Annotated in this window: 1 protein-coding gene; it reads left to right on the top strand. The window is 77.3% G+C overall.

Annotated features, from left to right (window positions below; translation table 11 throughout):
• Positions 1 to 156 precede the first annotated feature (156 nt).
• Positions 157 to 18024: type I polyketide synthase (locus ACFVU9_RS28685; RefSeq protein WP_387598337.1), on the top strand; the 17868-nt coding region annotated here is incomplete at its 3' end.

Genomic DNA, 18024 nt, shown 5'->3' with positions numbered 1-18024 from the left:
TCCGCCCGGAGGCAGACCCTAGGGAAATTCGGCGCGGGCCGGATCGAGACTGGGCGCTGGAGTGCGGGAATGCGAGCGCCGCGCGTGCCGGGCACGCGGGCCGTCCTCAAGCGGATCCCTGCCGTTCGCCGGTCTTCCAGATGGGTTGCGTCGATGATGGACAAGGAACAGAAGCTCCGGGACTACCTCAAGCGGGCCAGCGCGGACCTCCAGCGCTCCCGGCAGCGGGTGGACGAGCTGGAGGCGGCCGCCCGGGAGCCGATCGCCATCGTGGGGATGAGCTGCCGCTTCCCCGGCGGGGTCGCGGCTCCCGAGGACCTCTGGGCGATGCTGGTCGCCGGCGAGGACGGCATCACCGGCCTGCCCGCCGACCGCGGCTGGGAGCTCGACCCGGCGGACGGGCCGGTCGACGTCCGGGGCGGGTTCCTGCAGGGCGCCGCCGACTTCGACCCGGGCTTCTTCGGCATCTCGCCGCGCGAGGCGCTGTCCATGGACCCGCAGCAGCGCGTCCTGCTGGAGGCCTCCTGGGAGGCCATCGAGCGCGCGGGCATCGACCCGAGCAGCGTCCGCGGCACCCGCACCGGCGTGTTCGTCGGCGCGATGCCGCAGGACTACCGCACCGGGCCGGACGACGACGTCCAGGGCTTCGTCCTGACCGGCAACGCGACCAGCGTGATCTCCGGTCGCCTCTCCTACGTCCTCGGCGCCGTCGGCCCTGCCGTCACCGTCGACACCGCGTGCTCGTCCTCGCTCGTCGCGCTCCACCTGGCCGCGCAGTCGCTGCGCGCGGGGGAGTGCGGCATGGCGCTCGCCGCGGGCGTCACCGTCATGTCGACGCCCACCACCTTCGTCGAGTTCGCCCGCCAGGGCGGCCTGGCCTCGGACGGCCGCTGCCGCTCCTTCGCCGACTCCGCGGACGGCACCGGGTGGGCCGAGGGCGTCGGCGTGCTCGTCCTGGAGCGGCTGTCGGTGGCCCGGCGCAACGGGCACCGGGTGCTGGCCGTCGTGCGCGGCACCGCCGTCAACCAGGACGGCGCCTCGAACGGGCTCACCGCGCCCAACGGGCCGTCCCAGCAGCGCGTCATCGAGCAGGCGCTGCGCAACGCCCGGCTCTCCGCCGACCAGGTCGACGCGGTCGAGGCGCACGGCACCGGCACCGTCCTCGGCGACCCGGTCGAGGCCCAGGCGCTGCTCGCCACCTACGGGCGCGGGCGGGACCCGCAGCGCCCGCTGCTGCTCGGCTCGGTGAAGTCGAACCTGAGCCACACCCAGGCCGCGGCCGGCATGGCCGGGGTGATCAAGACGGTGCTGGCGCTGCGGCACGAGCTGCTGCCGCGCACCCTGCACGTGGACGAGCCGTCCACGCACGTCGACTGGGAGTCCGGCGCCGTCCGGCTGCTGACCGAGGCGACGCCGTGGCCGCAGGGCGCCGAGCCGCGCCGGGCGGGCGTCTCGTCCTTCGGCCTCAGCGGCACCAACGCGCACGCCATCATCGAGGAGGCCCCGCCGGCGGAGGAGACGCCGGAGGCGGAGGCGGCCGTCGACGCCGGGACGCTGCCCTGGCTGGTCTCCGGCCGCACCCCCGAGGCGCTGCGCGCCCAGGCCGAGCGGCTGGTCGCGTTCCTGGCGGCGGACGCCGAGGGCTCCGACGCCGACCTCGCCCACGCGCTCGCGACCACCCGGGCCGCCCTGGAGCACCGGGCCGTCGTCACCGCGGCCGGACGCGACGAGGCCGTCGCGGCGCTCACCGCGCTCGCGGCCGGCGAGGGCGACGGCCGGGCCGTCCTGGGCACCACCCAGGGCCGCGGCAAGCTCGCCTTCCTGTTCGCCGGCCAGGGCTCGCAGCGCCTCGGCATGGGCCGCGCACTGGCCGCCCGCTTCCCGGCGTTCGCCGCCGCGCTGGACGAGGTGCTGGCCGGGTTCGACCCGGCCCTGCGCGAGGTGGTCTGGGGCGCCGACGAGGAGGCCCTGAACCGCACCGGCCACGCCCAGCCCGCGCTGTTCGCCGTCGAGGTCGCGCTGTACCGGCTGCTGGAGTCGTGGGGCGTGCGCCCGGACTTCCTGGCCGGCCACTCGGTCGGCGAGATCGCCGCCGCGCACGTCGCCGGGGTGTTCACCCTCGCCGACGCGTGCGCGCTGGTCGCCGCCCGGGCCCGCCTGATGCAGGCCCTGCCGGCCGGTGGCGCGATGGTCGCGGTGCAGGCGGACGAGGACGAGGTCCTCCCGCTGCTCGGCGACGGCGTGTCGCTGGCCGCCGTCAACGGCCCGCGGGCCGTCGTCGTCGCGGGCGAGACCGCCGCGGCGGAGGCCGTCGGCGCGCACTTCGCCGCACTCGGGCGCAAGGTCCGGCGCCTGCGCGTCTCGCACGCCTTCCACTCGCCGCTCATGGACCCGATGCTCGACGAGTTCCGCGCCGTCGTCGCCGCGCTGGACCCGCAGGCGCCCGCGATCCCGATCGTCTCCACCCTCACCGGCTCGCTCGCCACCGTCGAGCAGCTCACCTCCGCCGGCTACTGGGCCGACCAGGCCCGCCAGGCCGTCCGCTTCGCCGACGCCACCGGCTGGCTCGGCGGCCACGGCGCCACCCTGTTCCTCGAACTCGGCCCGGACGGCGCCCTCGCCGCGCTCGCCCAGGGCGCTCTCGACGAGCCGGTGACCGCTGTCGGCGCGCTGCGCCCCGGCCGCGACGAGACCGAGGCGCTCACCGAGGCCCTCGCCGCACTGCACGTGCGCGGCGTTCCGGTGCGCTGGGACGCCTACTTCGAGGGCACCGGTGCCCGCCATGCCGAGCTGCCCACCTACGCCTTCCGGCACAAGCGCTACTGGCCGAAGAGCGCGCTCTCGCGCACCGGCGACGTCCGCGCCGCCGGGCTCGGCTCGGCCAACCACCCGCTGCTCGCCGCCGCCGTCTCGCTCGCCAACACCGACGGCCTGCTGCTGACCGGCCGGCTCTCGCTGCGCACCCACCCGTGGCTGGCCGACCACGCCGTCGACGGCACCGTCCTGCTGCCCGGCACGGCCTTCCTGGAGCTCGCCGTGCGCGCGGGCGACGAGGTCGGCTGCGAACGCGTCGAGGAGCTGACGCTCACCGCGCCGCTGCCGCTGCCCGAGCAGGGCGGCGTGCAGGTGCAGGTGTGGGCCGGACGGGCCGACGCGAGCGGGCGGCGCACCGTCGGCGTCTACGCCCGTCCCGAGGGCGACGAGGACGCCCCGTGGACGCAGCACGCCGACGGCATCCTCGTGCCGGGCGAACAGGGCGCTGTTGCGACGGAGTTCACGCAGTGGCCGCCGGCCGGCGCCGAGGCGCTGGACCTGGACGGCCTGGACGAGCGCCTCGCGGGTGCGGGCTTCCACTACGGCCCGGCCTTCCGCGGGCTGCGCGCGGCCTGGCGGCGCGGCGAGGACGTGTTCGCCGAGGTCGCGCTGGACGAGGGCGCGAGCGGCGAGGCCGGCGCGTTCGGGATCCACCCGGCGCTGCTGGACTCGGCGCTGCACGCGACGGCGTTCCTGGGGCTCGGCGGGGTGCCGTTCTCCTGGCAGGACGTCAGCCTGCACGCCGCGGGCGCGTCGGTGGTGCGGGTGCGGCTGTCCGCGACGGGGGACGACTCGGTCGCGGTCGAGGTCGCCGACGCGGCGGGCGGCCCGGTCGCCTCGGTCGGCTCGCTGCTGCTGCGGGCGCTCCCGGCGTTGGCCGGCGCGGGCGCCGGGCCGGTGCGGGACGCGATGTTCGAGCTGCGCTGGTCCCGGCCGCGCGGCGGCGCGCAGGCGCCCGCCTCGGTGGCCGTGCCGGACGCGGACCCGCTCGGCCTCGGCGTGCTGCCGACGGTCGGTGAGGGACCTGCCGAGGTGGTGCTCGTGCCGCTCGCGGGCGACCCGGCCGACCCGGTCGCCTCGGCCCACGCGCTGACGGCCCTGGCCCTGGCCCGGGTCCAGCAGTGGCTCACCGCGGACACGGACGGCCGGCTGGTCTTCGTGACCCGGGGCGCCGTCGCCACCACGGCGGACGACGAGGTCACCGACCCGGCCGCCGCGGCCGTGTGGGGCCTGGTGCGCTCCGCGCAGGCCGAGCACCCGGGCCGGTTCGGCCTGGTCGACCTGGACCCGGCGGGCGGCCCGCTGCCCGAGCGCGCCCTCGGCGGCGACGAGCCGCAGCTGGCCGTGCGCGGCGGCGCCGTGCTCGCGGCCCGGCTGGCCCGCGCGGGCGCGGTGGCCGCGACCGGCGCCGGCGCCGCGTGGGACCAGGACGGGACCGTCCTGATCACGGGCGGCACCGGCGGCCTCGGCGCCGTCCTCGCCCGGCACCTGGTCGCCGAGCGCGGCGTCCGCCGCCTGCTGCTCGTGAGCCGCCGCGGCGCTGCGGCCGAGGGCGCCGCCGACCTGGCGGCGCAGCTCGCCGAGGCGGGCGCCGAGGTCGCGGTCGAGGCCTGCGACCTCACCGACCGCGCCGCCGTCGAGCGCCTGGTCGCGGGCGTGTCCGCCGGGCACCCGCTGACCGCCGTGGTGCACGCCGCCGGTGTGCTCGACGACGGCGTCGTCGAGCAGCTCACCCCCGAACGGCTCGCCGCCGTCCTGCGGCCCAAGGCCGACGCCCTGTGGCACCTCCACGAGGCCACCCGCGGCCTCGACCTCGCCGCGTTCGTCGTCTTCTCGTCCTTCTCCGGCACCGTCGGCGCGGCCGGCCAGGCCAACTACGCCGCCGCCAACGCCTTCGCGGACGCGCTCGTGCGCACCCGCCGCGCCGCCGGACTGCCCGGACTCTCGCTCGGCTGGGGCCCGTGGGCCCCCGTCGGCGGCCTGACCGGCGGGATGGCCGGCGGGCTCACCGACGCCGACCTCGACCGCCTCGCCAGGCTCGGCACCCCGGCGCTCTCCGCGGCCGACGGCACCGCGCTGTTCGACGCCGCCCTCGCCCGCCCCGAGGCCGTCCTGCTGCCCGTCCGCCTCGACCTCCCGGCGCTGCGCGCCCGGGGCGAGGTGCCGCCGCTCCTGCGCGGCCTGATCCGCACCCCCTCCCGCCGCGCCGCCGTGACCGCCACCGAGGCGGCCGGCGCCCTCACCCGCCGGCTCGCCGGGCTGGACGAGCGCGCCCGCACCGAGGCGGTCGTCGACCTGGTCCGCGCCCAGGTGGCCGCCGTCCTGCGGCACGCCGACGCCGCCGAGGTCGACCCGCACCGCCCGTTCCAGGACCTCGGCTTCGACTCCCTCACCGCCGTCGAGCTGCGCAACCGCCTGAGCGCCGCCACCGGGCTGCGCACCTCCGCGACCGTCGTCTTCGACTACCCGACCGTCACTGCCCTCGCCGGGCACGTCCTGGACGGCCTGACGGGCGCGCAGGCGCCGGCCGCCGCGGCCCCCGTGCGGGCGGCGGCCGACGACGACCCGATCGTCATCGTCGGCATGAGCTGCCGCTACCCCGGCGGCGTCGCCTCGCCCGAGGACCTGTGGCGCCTGCTGCGCGAGGGCACCGACGCGATCTCCGGCCTGCCCACCGACCGCGGCTGGGACGTCGAGTCGCTCTACCACCCGGACCCGGACCACCTCGGCACCAGCTACACCCGCTTCGGCGGCTTCCTGCACGAGGCCGCCGACTTCGACCCGGGCTTCTTCGGCATGAGCCCGCGCGAGGCGCTGGCCACCGACGCCCAGCAGCGCCTGCTGCTGGAGGCCTGCTGGGAGGCGGTCGAGCGGGCCGGGATCGACCCGGTGTCGCTGCGCGGCAGCCGCACCGGCGTGTTCGCCGGCGTGATGTACAACGACTACTCCGCGCTGCTCGCGGGCGGGCGCTTCGAGGGCCACCAGGGCAGCGGCACCTCGCCCAGCATCGCCTCCGGCCGCGTGTCCTACACGCTCGGCCTGGAGGGCCCGGCCGTCACCGTCGACACCGCGTGCTCGTCGTCGCTGGTCGCCATGCACTGGGCCATGCAGGCCCTGCGCGCCGGCGAGTGCACCCTCGCCCTGGCCGGCGGCGTCACCGTGATGTCCACCCCGACCTCGCTGATCGAGTTCTCCCGCCAGCGCGGCCTCGCCCCGGACGGGCGCTGCAAGGCGTTCTCCGACCGGGCCGACGGCGTCGGCTGGTCCGAGGGCGTCGGCGTGATCGCGCTGGAGCGCCTCTCGGACGCGCGCCGCAACGGGCACCAGGTGCTCGCCGTCGTGCGCGGCTCCGCCGTCAACCAGGACGGCGCCTCCAACGGGCTCACCGCCCCCAACGGGCCGTCCCAGCAGCGCGTCATCCGCCAGGCCCTGGCCACCGCCGGGCTCGCCACGGCCGACGTCGACGTCGTCGAGGCGCACGGCACCGGCACCTCCCTGGGTGACCCGATCGAGGCCCAGGCGCTGCTCGCCACCTACGGGCAGGACCGCGAACTCCCGCTGCTGCTCGGCTCGGTGAAGTCCAACCTCGGCCACACCCAGGCCGCCGCGGGCGTCGCGGGCGTGATCAAGATGGTGCTGGCGATGCGGCACGGCGTCGTGCCCCGCACGCTGCACGCGGCCGAGCCGTCCTCCCACGTGGACTGGGACGAGGGCGCGGTGGAGCTGCTGACCGAGGAGGCGGACTGGCCGGAGACCGGCCGCCCGCGCCGGGCCGGCGTGTCCTCCTTCGGCTTCAGCGGCACCAACGCCCACGTCATCCTCGAACAGGCCCCGGCCGTCGTCTCGCGGGACACCGTTCCCGCCGTGGCGGAGCCCGTCCTGCTCTGGCCGCTGGCCGGCCGCAGCCCGGCCGCGCTGCGCGACCAGGCCTCCCGCCTGCGCGCGTTCGCCACCGCGGACCCGGCGGCGAGCCCGGCCGACCTCGGCCTCTCGCTCGCCACCACCCGCTCCGGCTTCGACCACCGCGCGGTGGCCGTCGGCGCCGACCGCGACGAACTGCTCGCCCCCCTGGCCGCCCTCGCCGCGGGCGAGTCCGCCGCCGGGCTGGTCGCGGGCGAGGCCGGCGCCGGCAAGCTCGCCGTGCTGTTCGCCGGCCAGGGCGCCCAGCGCCTCGGCACCGGACGCGAACTCGCCGAGCGCTACCCGGTGTTCGCCGAGGCGCTGGACGAGGTGCTGGGCGAGTTCGGCCCCCGGCTGGAGCGCCCGCTGCGCGAGGTCCTCCACGGTGACGACGAAGAGCTGCTGAACCGCACCGGCTGGGCGCAGCCCGCGATCTTCGCCGTCGAGGTCGCGCTGTTCCGCCTGGTCGCCTCGCTCGGCGTGCGCGCCGACGTGCTGCTCGGCCACTCCGTCGGCGGGATCGCCGCCGCGCACTGCGCCGGGGTGCTGTCGCTCGCCGACGCCTGCGCGCTCGTGGCCGCCCGGGCCCGGCTCATGGACGCGCTGCCCGAGGGCGGTGCCATGGTCTCCGTCGAGGCCACCGAGGACGAGGTGCTGCCGCGCCTGGTGCCCGGCGTGTCCGTCGCGGCCGTCAACGGGCCGCGGGCCGTGGTGGTCTCCGGCCTGGAGGACGAAGTCCTGCGCATCGCCGGGGAGTTCGCGGCCGAGGGCCGCCGGACGAAGCGGCTGCGCGTCTCGCACGCCTTCCACTCGCCGCTGATGGAGCCGATGCTGGAGGAGTTCCGGCGCACCGTCGCGGAGCTGGAGTTCCGCGCCCCGGCCATCCCGCTGGTCTCCGACAGCACCGGCGAGCTCGCCACCGAGGCGGAGCTGTGCTCGCCCGAGTACTGGGTCGAGCACGTCCGCCGGGCCGTCCGCTTCGCCGACGGCGTCCGCGCCGCCCGCTCGGCCGGCGCCGCCACCTTCCTCGAACTCGGGCCGGACGGCGTGCTGTCCGCGCTCGCCGAGGAGGTCCTGGCCGAGACCGAACCGATCGAGCACGGCGCCGTGGCGGCCGTCCCGCTGCTGCGCGCCGGCCGCCCCGAGGAGCGGACCGCCGCCCTCGCCCTCGCCGCGCTCCACGTGCGCGGCCACGCCCTGGACTGGGCCGCGCTGTACGCGGGCACCGGCGCCCGCCGCACCGGCCTGCCCACCTACGCGTTCCAGCACGAGCGCTACTGGCCCGAGGCCGAGCCCGAGGCGGCCGCCCCGGTCGCCGACCCGGCCGACTCCGCGCTGTGGGGCGCCGTCGAGCGCGGCAGCGCCGCCGAACTCGCCGGCCTGCTCGGCCTGCGCGACGAACAGCACGCCGGCCTCTACGCCCTCCTGCCCGCCCTCGCCGACTGGCGCCGCACCCGGCACGAGAAGGCCCAGCTCGACGCCGCCCGCTACCGCGTCCACTGGCGGCCCGTCCGCCCGGCGGCCGCGCCCGTGCTGGACGGCACCTGGCTGGTCGTCACCACCGAGGCCGTCGACGACGCCGAACTCCTCGACGCCCTGCGCGGCCACGGCGCCCGCCTGGAGCGCCTGGCGCTCGGCGAGGACTGCCGCGACCGCGCCGAACTCGCCCGCCGCATCGCGGACTTCGGCGAGCTCAGCGGCATCCTGTCGCTCGTCGCGTTGGCCGACCGGCCCGTCCCCGGGCCCGGCCTGCCGGCGGGCGTCGCGCTCGGCGTCGTCCTCGCCCAGGCCCTCGGCGACCTGCGCTCCGCCGCGCCGCTGTGGACCGTCACCCGCGGCGCCGTCTCCACCGGGCCCGCCGACCCGCTCACCAACCCCGTCCAGGCCGCCGCGTGGGGTCTCGGCCGGGTCGCCGCCCTGGAGCGCCCGCAGGCGCCGGGCGGGCTGGTCGACCTGCCGCCGGTGCTGGACGCGCCGACCGTGCAGGGCCTCGTCGGTGTCCTGGCCGGAGGTGGCCGAGGGGGAGAGGACCAGATCGCGCTGCGCGGCAGCGCGGCCTACGGCCGCCGCCTGGTGCGGCACGCCGTCGACGAGCTGCCCCGCGCCGAGGAGTTCACCGCCGACGGCACCGTCCTCGTCACCGGCGGCACCGGCGCGCTCGGTGCCGAGGTCGCCCGCTGGCTGGCCCGCAGCGGCGCCCGGCACCTCGTGCTCACCGGCCGCCGCGGCCCGGACGCCCCCGGCGCCGCCGAACTCGTCGCCGAACTCGCCGAGCACGGCGCCACCGCGGCCGTCGTCGCCTGCGACGTCGCCGACCGCGACGCGCTCGCCGCCGTCCTCGCCGCCGTCCCGGCCGAGCACCCGCTGACCGGCGTCGTGCACGCCGCCGGCGTCGGCCAGGCCGCCCCGCTCTCGGACACCCCGGTCACCGAGGTCGCCGCGCTCACCGCCGCCAAGCTCCACGGCGCCGCCCACCTCGACACCCTCCTCGCCGACCACGACCTGGACTTCTTCGTCCTGTTCTCCTCCGTCGCCGGCATCTGGGGCAGCGCCGGCCAGAGCGCCTACGCCGCCGCCAACGCCTACCTCGACGCCCTCGCCGAGAACCGCCGCGCCCGCGGCCTGACCGCCACCTCGATCGCCTGGGGCCCGTGGGCCGGCGCCGGCATGGCCGCCCACGAGGCCGTCTCCGACGGCCTGCGCCGCCAGGGCCTGCGCTTCCTCGCCCCGGAGACCGCGCTCACCGAGCTGCGCCGCGCGATCGTCCACGACGACGTCGCCGTGACCGTCGCGGACGTCGACTGGGAGCGCTACGCCCCCGTCTTCACCGCCGCCCGGCCGAGCGTCCTGTTCGACGAGCTGCCCGAGGTCCGCGCCCTCGCCCGCGGCGCCGCCGCCGACGCCGGGGCCGCCTCCGACCTCGTCCGCCGCCTGCGCGGCCTCTCCGCGGCCGAGCGCGACCGCCTGCTCGTCGACCTGGTGCGCCGCGAGGCCGCCGCCGTGCTCGGCCACGGCTCCGTCGACGGCGTGCCCGAGAAGCGCGCCTTCCGCGACGCCGGGTTCGACTCGCTCACCGCCGTCGAGCTGCGCAAGCGCCTCGCCGCGCTGACCGGCCTGCCGCTGCCCAGCACGATGGCCTTCGACCACCCGACGCCGGTCGCGCTCGCCGCCTTCCTGCGCGGCGAACTGCTCGACGGGCCGCAGGACGTGACGGCGCCGCCGGTCGCCGCCGCCGACCCGGACGAGCCGATCGCCATCGTCGGCATGGGCTGCCGCTTCCCCGGCGGCGCCGGAAGCCCCGACCAGCTGTGGCGGCTCGTCGCCGAGGGCACCGACGCCATCTCCGAGTTCCCGGAGAACCGCGGCTGGGACACCGGCCTCTACGACCCCGACCCCGACACCCCCGGCCGCACCTACTCCACCCAGGGCGGGTTCCTGCACGAGGCCGGCGAGTTCGACGCCGCGTTCTTCGGCATCTCCCCGCGCGAGGCCCTCGCCATGGACCCGCAGCAGCGCCTGCTGCTGGAGACCACGTGGGAGGCCCTCGAATCCGCGGGCATCGACCCGACCTCCGTCCACGGCAGCGCGACCGGCACCTTCATCGGGTCCACGTACCAGGAGTACGGGCTCGGCATGGACGACAGCTCCGCCGGGCACGCCGTCACCGGCACCAGCCCGAGCGTGCTCTCCGGGCGCCTGGCCTACCTGTTCGGCCTGGAGGGCCCGGCCGTCACCGTCGACACCGCGTGCTCCTCGTCGCTCGTCGCGCTGCACCTGGCCTGCCAGTCGCTGCGCGGCGGCGAGAGCTCCCTCGCGCTCGCCGGCGGCGCCACCGTCATGACCAACCCGAACGCGTTCATCGCCTTCAGCCGCCAGCGCGCCCTCGCCGCCGACGGCCGCTGCAAGGCCTTCTCCGAGGCCGCCGACGGCATGACCCTCGCCGAGGGCGTCGGCGTCGTCGTCCTGGAGCGGCTCTCCGACGCCGAGCGCAACGGCCACGAGGTGCTCGCCGTCATCCGCGGCTCCGCGATCAACCAGGACGGCGCCTCCAACGGGCTCACCGCGCCCAACGGGCCCTCCCAGCAGCGCGTCATCCGCCAGGCCCTGCACAACGCGGGCCTCACCCCCGACGACGTCGACGCCATCGAGGCGCACGGCACCGGCACGGCCCTCGGCGACCCGATCGAGGCCCAGGCCCTCCAGGCCGCCTACGGGCGCGACCGCGACCCGCAGCGTCCGCTGCTGCTCGGCTCGGTCAAGTCCAACATCGGCCACACCCAGTCGGCGGCGGGCGTCGCCGGCGTGATCAAGATGGTCCAGGCGCTGCGCCACGGCGTGCTCCCGGCCACCCTGCACGCCGGGGAGCCGTCCTCGCACATCGACTGGACGCCGGGCACCGTCACCCTGCTCGACGAGGCCACGCCGTGGCCGGCCGGCGAGCGCACCCGCCGCTGCGCGGTCTCCTCCTTCGGCATCAGCGGCACCAACGCGCACGTCGTGCTGGAGGAGGCGCCGGTCGCCGTCCCGGCTCCGCTCGTCGAGGCGCCCGGCGGCGTCCTGCCGTGGGTGCTCTCCGCCCGTACCCCCGCCGCCCTGCGCGCGCAGGCCGCACGCCTCGCCGAGCACCTCGACGCCGAGCCGGACCTTCGCCCGCACGACGTCGCCCACACCCTGCTCACCACCCGCGCCCTCTTCGAGCACCGCGCCGTCGTGCTCGGCGCCGACCCCGCCGAACTGCGCGAGGGCCTCGCCGCGCTCGCCGCCGGGGCCTCCGCGCCGAACGCCGTCCAGGGCCTCGCCGAGGACGGCGGCCGCACCGTCTTCGTCTTCCCCGGCCAGGGCTCCCAGTGGGCCGGCATGGGCGCCCGGCTGCTCGACGAGTCGCCGGTGTTCGCCGAGCGCATCGCCGAGTGCGCGGCGGCCCTGTCCGCGCACGTCGACTGGTCGCTGCTCGACGTGCTGCGCCAGGCCGAGGGCGCGCCCGCGCTGGACCGGGTCGACGTCGTCCAGCCCGCGACCTTCGCCGTCATGGTGGCCCTCGCCGACCTGTGGCGCGCCCACGGCATCCACCCGGACGCCGTGGTGGGCCACTCCCAGGGCGAGATCGCCGCCGCCGTCGTCGCCGGGGCGCTCTCCCTGGAGGACGGCGCCCGGGTGGCCGCCCTGCGCAGCCGGCTCATCGGCCGGGTCCTGGCGGGCTCCGGCGGGATGGTCTCGGTGCCGCTGTCCGCCGAGGAGGCCGAGGAGCGGCTGCGTTCGCGCTTCGACGGGCTCGCCGTGGCCGCCGTGAACGGGCCGCGGACCGTCGTCGTCGCCGGTCCGGCCGGTGAACTCGACGAACTGATGGCCGAGTTCGAGGCCGAGGGCCTGCGCGCCCGGCGGATCAGCGTGGACTACGGCTCGCACTCCGCCCAGGTCGAACTCCTGCGGGACGACCTGCTGACCGACCTCGCCCCCGTGCGCCCGCGCGCCGCCGAGGTGCCGTTCTTCTCCACCGTCACCGGCGACTGGCTCGACACCACCGCCATGGACGCCGGCTACTGGTACCGCAACCTGCGCAACCCGGTCCGCTTCGACCCGGCCGTGCGGGAGCTGATGGCGCAGGGCCACGGCCTGTTCGTCGAGGTCAGCCCGCACACCGTGCTCACCATGGCGATCGAGGCCACCGCCGAGGACCGCGGCGACCGCGCCACCGCCGTCGGCACCCTGCGCCGCGACAAGGGCGGCACCGACCGCTTCCTCGCCTCGCTCGCCGAGGCCTTCGTCCGCGGCGGCCGGGCCGACTGGTCCGCCCGCACCGCCGGCGGGCGCCGCGTGCCGCTGCCCACCTACGCCTTCCAGCACGAGCACCTGTGGGCCGTCGCGCCGCGCCCCGGCGGGGAGCCGGAGGACGGCGAGTTCTGGAACGCCGTCGAGGAGGCCGACGTCGAGGCGCTGGCCGCCCGGCTGCGCATCGACAGCGGCGCGCTCGCACCGGTGCTGCCCGCGCTGTCCGACTGGCACCGCCGCCGGCGGGAGCGCTCGACGCTCGACTCCTGGCGCTACCGGGCGACGTGGAAGCCGCTGACCGTCGCGACCGCCCGCCTGGACGGCACCTGGCTGCTCGTCACCGCTCGGGACGGCGACGGCGAGGGCGAGGCCGCCGCAGGTGAGGACATCGCCGAGGCGCTGACCGCGCACGGCGCGACGGTCGAGCGGCTCGTCCTGGACGACGCCTGCACCGACCGGCAGCGCCTCGCCGCGCTGCTCACGCACGGCGAACTCGCGGGCATCGTCTCCCTGCTCGCCACCGCCGAGCGGCCGAGCGAGCGCCACCCCGCCCTGCCCGAGGGCGTCGCGCTCACGCTCGCCCTGGTCCAGGCCCTGGGCGACGCCGGGCAGGACGCGCCGCTGTGGCTGGTCACCCGCGGCGCCGTCGCCGCCGGGCGCACCGACGCCGTCGCCAACCCGGTGCAGGCGCAGGTCCACGGCCTCGGCTGGACGGCCGCCCTGGAGCACCCGCAGCGCTTCGGCGGCGTCGTCGACCTGCCCGACGCGCTCGACCGGCGCGCCGGCGAGCGGCTGGCCGCCGTGCTGGCCGCCCGCGACGAGGACCAGGTGGCGATCCGCCCCTCCGGCGCCTACGCCCGCCGCATCGTGCGCGCCGAGGCCGCCGCCCGCCGGGAGGCCGGGCCGCTGCGCGGCACCGTGCTCATCACCGGCGGCACCGGCACCCTCGCCCCGCACCTGGCCCGCCGCCTCGTGGCCGAGGGCGCCGAGCGGATCGTGCTCACCAGCCGCCGCGGCGCCACCGCGCCGGGCGCCGCCGAACTGCTCGCCGAGCTCGCCGCCGCGGGCTGCGCGGCCGAGATGGCCGCCTGCGACCTCACCGACCGCGACGCCGTCGCGCGGATGCTCGCCGAGCTCGCCGCCGCCGGCCACGAGGTGCGCACCGTCGTGCACACCGCGGCCGTCATCGAGCTGCTGTCGATCGAGGAGACCACCCACGAGGCCTTCGCCAAGGTCCTGCACGCCAAGACCGCCGGCGCCCGCCACCTCGACGAGCTCCTGCCCGACGACCAGCTCGACGCCTTCGTGCTGTACTCCTCCACCGCCGGCATGTGGGGCAGCGGCCGGCACGCCGCCTACGTCGCGGGCAACGCCTACCTCAACGCGCTCGCCGAGCACCGCCGCGCCCGCGGCGGCCGGGCCACCGCGATCTCCTGGGGCATCTGGTCCGACGACCTGAAGCTCGGCCGCGTCGACCCGGGCCAGATCCGGCGCAGCGGCCTGGTCTTCATGGACCCCTCGCTCGCCCTGGACGGGCTGCGCCAGGCCCTGGACGCCGACGAGCAGGTGCTCGCGATCGCCGACGTCGACTGGGAGCGCTACCACCCGGTCTTCACCTCCGGCCGCCCGACCGCCCTGTTCGAGGACGTCCCCGAGGTGCGCCGGCTCGCCGAGGCCGCCGAACGCCCCGCCGGGGACGGCGAGTTCGCCACCCGGCTGCGCACCCTGCCGGCCGCCGAGCAGGAGCGCCGGCTGCTGGACCTGGTCCGGGCCGAGGCGGCCACCACGCTCGGCCACGCCTCGCCGGACGTGCTGTCCGAGCAGCGGGCCTTCCGCGACGTCGGCTTCGACTCGCTGACCGCCGTCGACCTGCGCAACCGGCTGGCCGCCGCGACCGGGCTCACGCTGCCCAGCACCCTCGTGTTCGACCACCCCAACCCGCTCGCCCTGGTGCGCTTCCTGCGTGAGAAGATCGCCGGCGCCGCCGTCGGCGGCCCCGCCGCCACGGTGGCGGGCGCCGCGCCGGACGAGCCGATCGCCATCATCGGCATGAGCTGCCGCTACCCCGGCGGGATCGCCTCGCCCGAGGACCTGTGGCGGCTCGTCACCTCGGGCGGCGACGCCATCACCGAGTTCCCGGCGGACCGCGGCTGGGACACCGAGGGGCTGTACGACCCGGACCCGGACGCGCCCGGCCGCACCTACTCGGTGCGCGGCGGCTTCCTGGAGGGCGTCGCCGACTTCGACGCCGCGTTCTTCGGCATCTCCCCGCGCGAGGCCCTCGCCATGGACCCGCAGCAGCGTCTCCTCCTGGAGACGGCCTGGGAGGCCATGGAGCGCGCCGGCCTCGACCCGTCCGCCCTGCGCGGCAGCCTCACCGGCACCTTCATCGGCGCCAGCTACCAGGACTACAGCCCCGGCGACTCCGCCCAGGACGGCGCCGAGGGCCACCTCGTCACCGGCACCATCCCGAGCGTCCTGTCCGGCCGGCTCTCCTACACCTTCGGATTCGAGGGCCCGGCCGTCACGCTCGACACCGCGTGCTCGTCCTCGCTCGTCGCGCTGCACCTGGCCTGCCAGTCGCTGCGCAACGGGGAGAGCTCGCTCGCCCTCGCCGGCGGCGTCAGCGTCATGGCCACGCCCAACGCCTTCGTCGGCTTCAGCCGCCAGCGCGCGATGGCCGTCGACGGCCGCTGCAAGGCCTACGCCGAGGCCGCCGACGGCATGAGCCTCGCCGAGGGCGTCGGCCTCGTCCTGGTCGAGCGCCTCTCCGACGCCGAGCGGCTCGGCCACCCGGTGCTCGCCGTCCTGCGCGGCTCCGCCGTCAACCAGGACGGCGCCTCCAACGGCCTCACCGCGCCCAACGGGCCCGCGCAGCAGCGCGTGATCCGCGCCGCGCTCGCCAACGCCCGGCTCGCCCCGGGCGAGGTCGACGCCGTCGAGGGCCACGGCACCGGCACGAAGCTCGGCGACCCGATCGAGGCGCAGGCGCTGCTCGCCACCTACGGCCAGGACCGCGAACTGCCGCTGCTCCTCGGCTCGGTGAAGTCCAACATCGGCCACACCCAGATGGCCTCCGGGGTGGCCGGCGTCATCAAGACCGTGCTCGCGCTGCGCAGCGGCGTGCTCCCGGCCAGCCTGCACATCGACCGGCCGTCCACGCACGTCGACTGGACGGAGGGCGCCATCGAGCTCCTCGCCGAGGCGCGCGACTGGCCCGAGACCGGGCGGGCCCGCCGTGCCGCCGTCTCCTCCTTCGGGCTGAGCGGCACCAACGCGCACGTGATCCTCGAACAGGCCCCGGCCGCCGCGGTCCCGGCCGCGCCGGCGGACGGCGACACCGTGCCCTTCGCGCTGTCCGCCCGCACCGACGAGGCCCTGCGCGCCCAGGCCGTGCGACTGCTGACCGCGCTCGACGAGCGGCCCGAACTGCCGCTCGCCGACCTGGCGTTCTCCCTCGCCACCACCCGCACCGCGCTCGACCACCGGGCCGCCGTCACCACCGGCGACCGCGCCGAGCTCCAGCGCGCCCTCGCCGCCCTGCGCGACGGCCTGCCGGACGCCGCCCTCGTCACCGGCCGGGCGGTCGGCGGCGGCCTGGCCTTCCTGTTCACCGGTCAGGGCAGCCAGTACCCGGCCATGGGCCGGGAGCTGTACGACCGGTACCCGGTGTACGCGGAGGCGCTGGACGCCGTCCTCGCCCGCTTCGACCTCGGCTACGAACGGCCCGTCCGGGACGTCCTGTTCGCGGTGGAGGGGTCGGCGGAGGCCGCGCTGCTGGATGACACGGGGTATGTGCAGCCGGCGCTGTTCGCGCTGGAGGTGGCGTTGTTCCGGCTGGTGGAGTCGTGGGGTCTGCGGCCGGACTTCGTGGTCGGGCATTCGATCGGTGAGATCGCTGCGGCGCACGTGGCGGGGGTGTTCTCGCTGGAGGATGCCTGCTCGCTGGTGGCTGCTCGGGCTCGGCTGATGTCCGAACTCCCCGGTGGGGGAGCGATGGTGTCCGTCGAGGCGACGGAGGCGGAGGTGCTGCCGCTGCTGACGGACGGCGTCTCCATCGCCGCCGTCAACGGCCCGCGCGCCGTCGTCCTCTCCGGAGACTCCGACGCCGTCGAGCGCATCGCCGCCGGATTCGCCGCCGACGGACGCAGGACTAGGCGTTTGCGGGTGAGCCATGCGTTTCACTCCGTACACATGGACGCCATGCTCGACGACTTCGAGCGGACCGCCCGGGGCATCGCCTACGCCGCCCCGCGCATCCCGCTCGTGTCCAACCTGACCGGCGACGTCGTCACCGGCGGCACCGGGGCGGAGCTCGGGGCGCGGTACTGGGTGCGCCACGTCCGCGAGGCCGTCCGCTTCGCCGACGGCGTCGCCGCCCTCACCGCCCGCGGCGTGCGCCGCCACCTCGAACTCGGCCCGGACGGCGTGCTGTCCGCACTCGTCCAGGCCAACACGGCCGAGGACGCCGACCCGGCCCGCCCGGTGGTCACCGCCACCGCGCTGCGCCACGGCCGCGACGAACGCACGACCCTGCTCGCCGCCGTCGCCCGCCTGCACACCGACGGGCTCGCGCCGGACTGGGCGGCCGTCTTCGCCGGCACCGGCGCCCGCCGGGTCGACCTGCCCACCTACCCGTTCCAGCGGCAGCGCTACTGGCCCGAGCAGTCGTTCGCCTCGGCGGCGTCCCCGGGTGCGTCTCCGTCCGCCTCGGACGGGGAGTTCTGGACGGCGCTGCGCACCGCGTCCTTCGACGCGCTCGCCGGCACCCTGGACGTCGACGGCGACGCCCTCGCCCAGGTGCTCCCCGCCCTGCGCGACTGGCACGACCGGCGCGAGGAGCAGGCCGCCGTGGACGCCCGCCGCCGGCGGATCGTCTGGAAGCCGCTCGACCGGCCGCGTGCCGCGGCCCCGGCCGGCACCTGGCTCGCCGTCGTGCCCGCCGGCGACGGCGACCCGGCGTGGACCGACGAGGTCCTCGCCGCGCTCGGTACGGACGCCGTCCGGCTGACCGTCGAGGCCGACGCCGACCGGGCCGGTCTCGCCAAGCAGCTCGCCGAACTTCCCTACGCGGCCGAGGAGATCGCCGGGGTGGTGTCCCTCCTGGCGCTCGACGAGTCCGTGGACGGTTCCGTCCCCGCCGGGCTCGTCCGCACCGCCGCGCTGGTGCAGGCCCTCGGCGACACCCGGATCGGCGCACCCCTGTGGTGCCTCACCCGGGACGCCGTCGCGGCTGCCCCCGGCGACCGCGTCACCGGCCTGGCCCAGGCGGCCGTCTGGGGCCTCGGTCGGGTCGCCGCGCTCGAACTCCCGCAGCGCTGGGGCGGGTTGATCGACCTGCCCGCGATCCTCGACCGGCGCACCGCGGCCCTGCTCGCCGCCGTCCTCGCCGACCCGGACGGGGAGGACCAGCTGGCCGTCCGGCCCGCCGGGGTCCTCGGCCGGCGCCTGGCCGCCACACCGGGCGGATCCGTGAGCGATCCGGCGGACTGGGACCCGACCGGCACCGTCCTGATCACCGGCGGCACCGGCGCCCTCGGC

This window comes from Kitasatospora sp. NPDC057936 (assembly GCF_042887525.1).
In the GTDB taxonomy this organism is placed as follows: domain Bacteria; phylum Actinomycetota; class Actinomycetes; order Streptomycetales; family Streptomycetaceae; genus Kitasatospora.
Note: the sequence above shows the minus strand (reverse complement) of the source record. Positions and strands in the feature narration are given on the sequence as shown.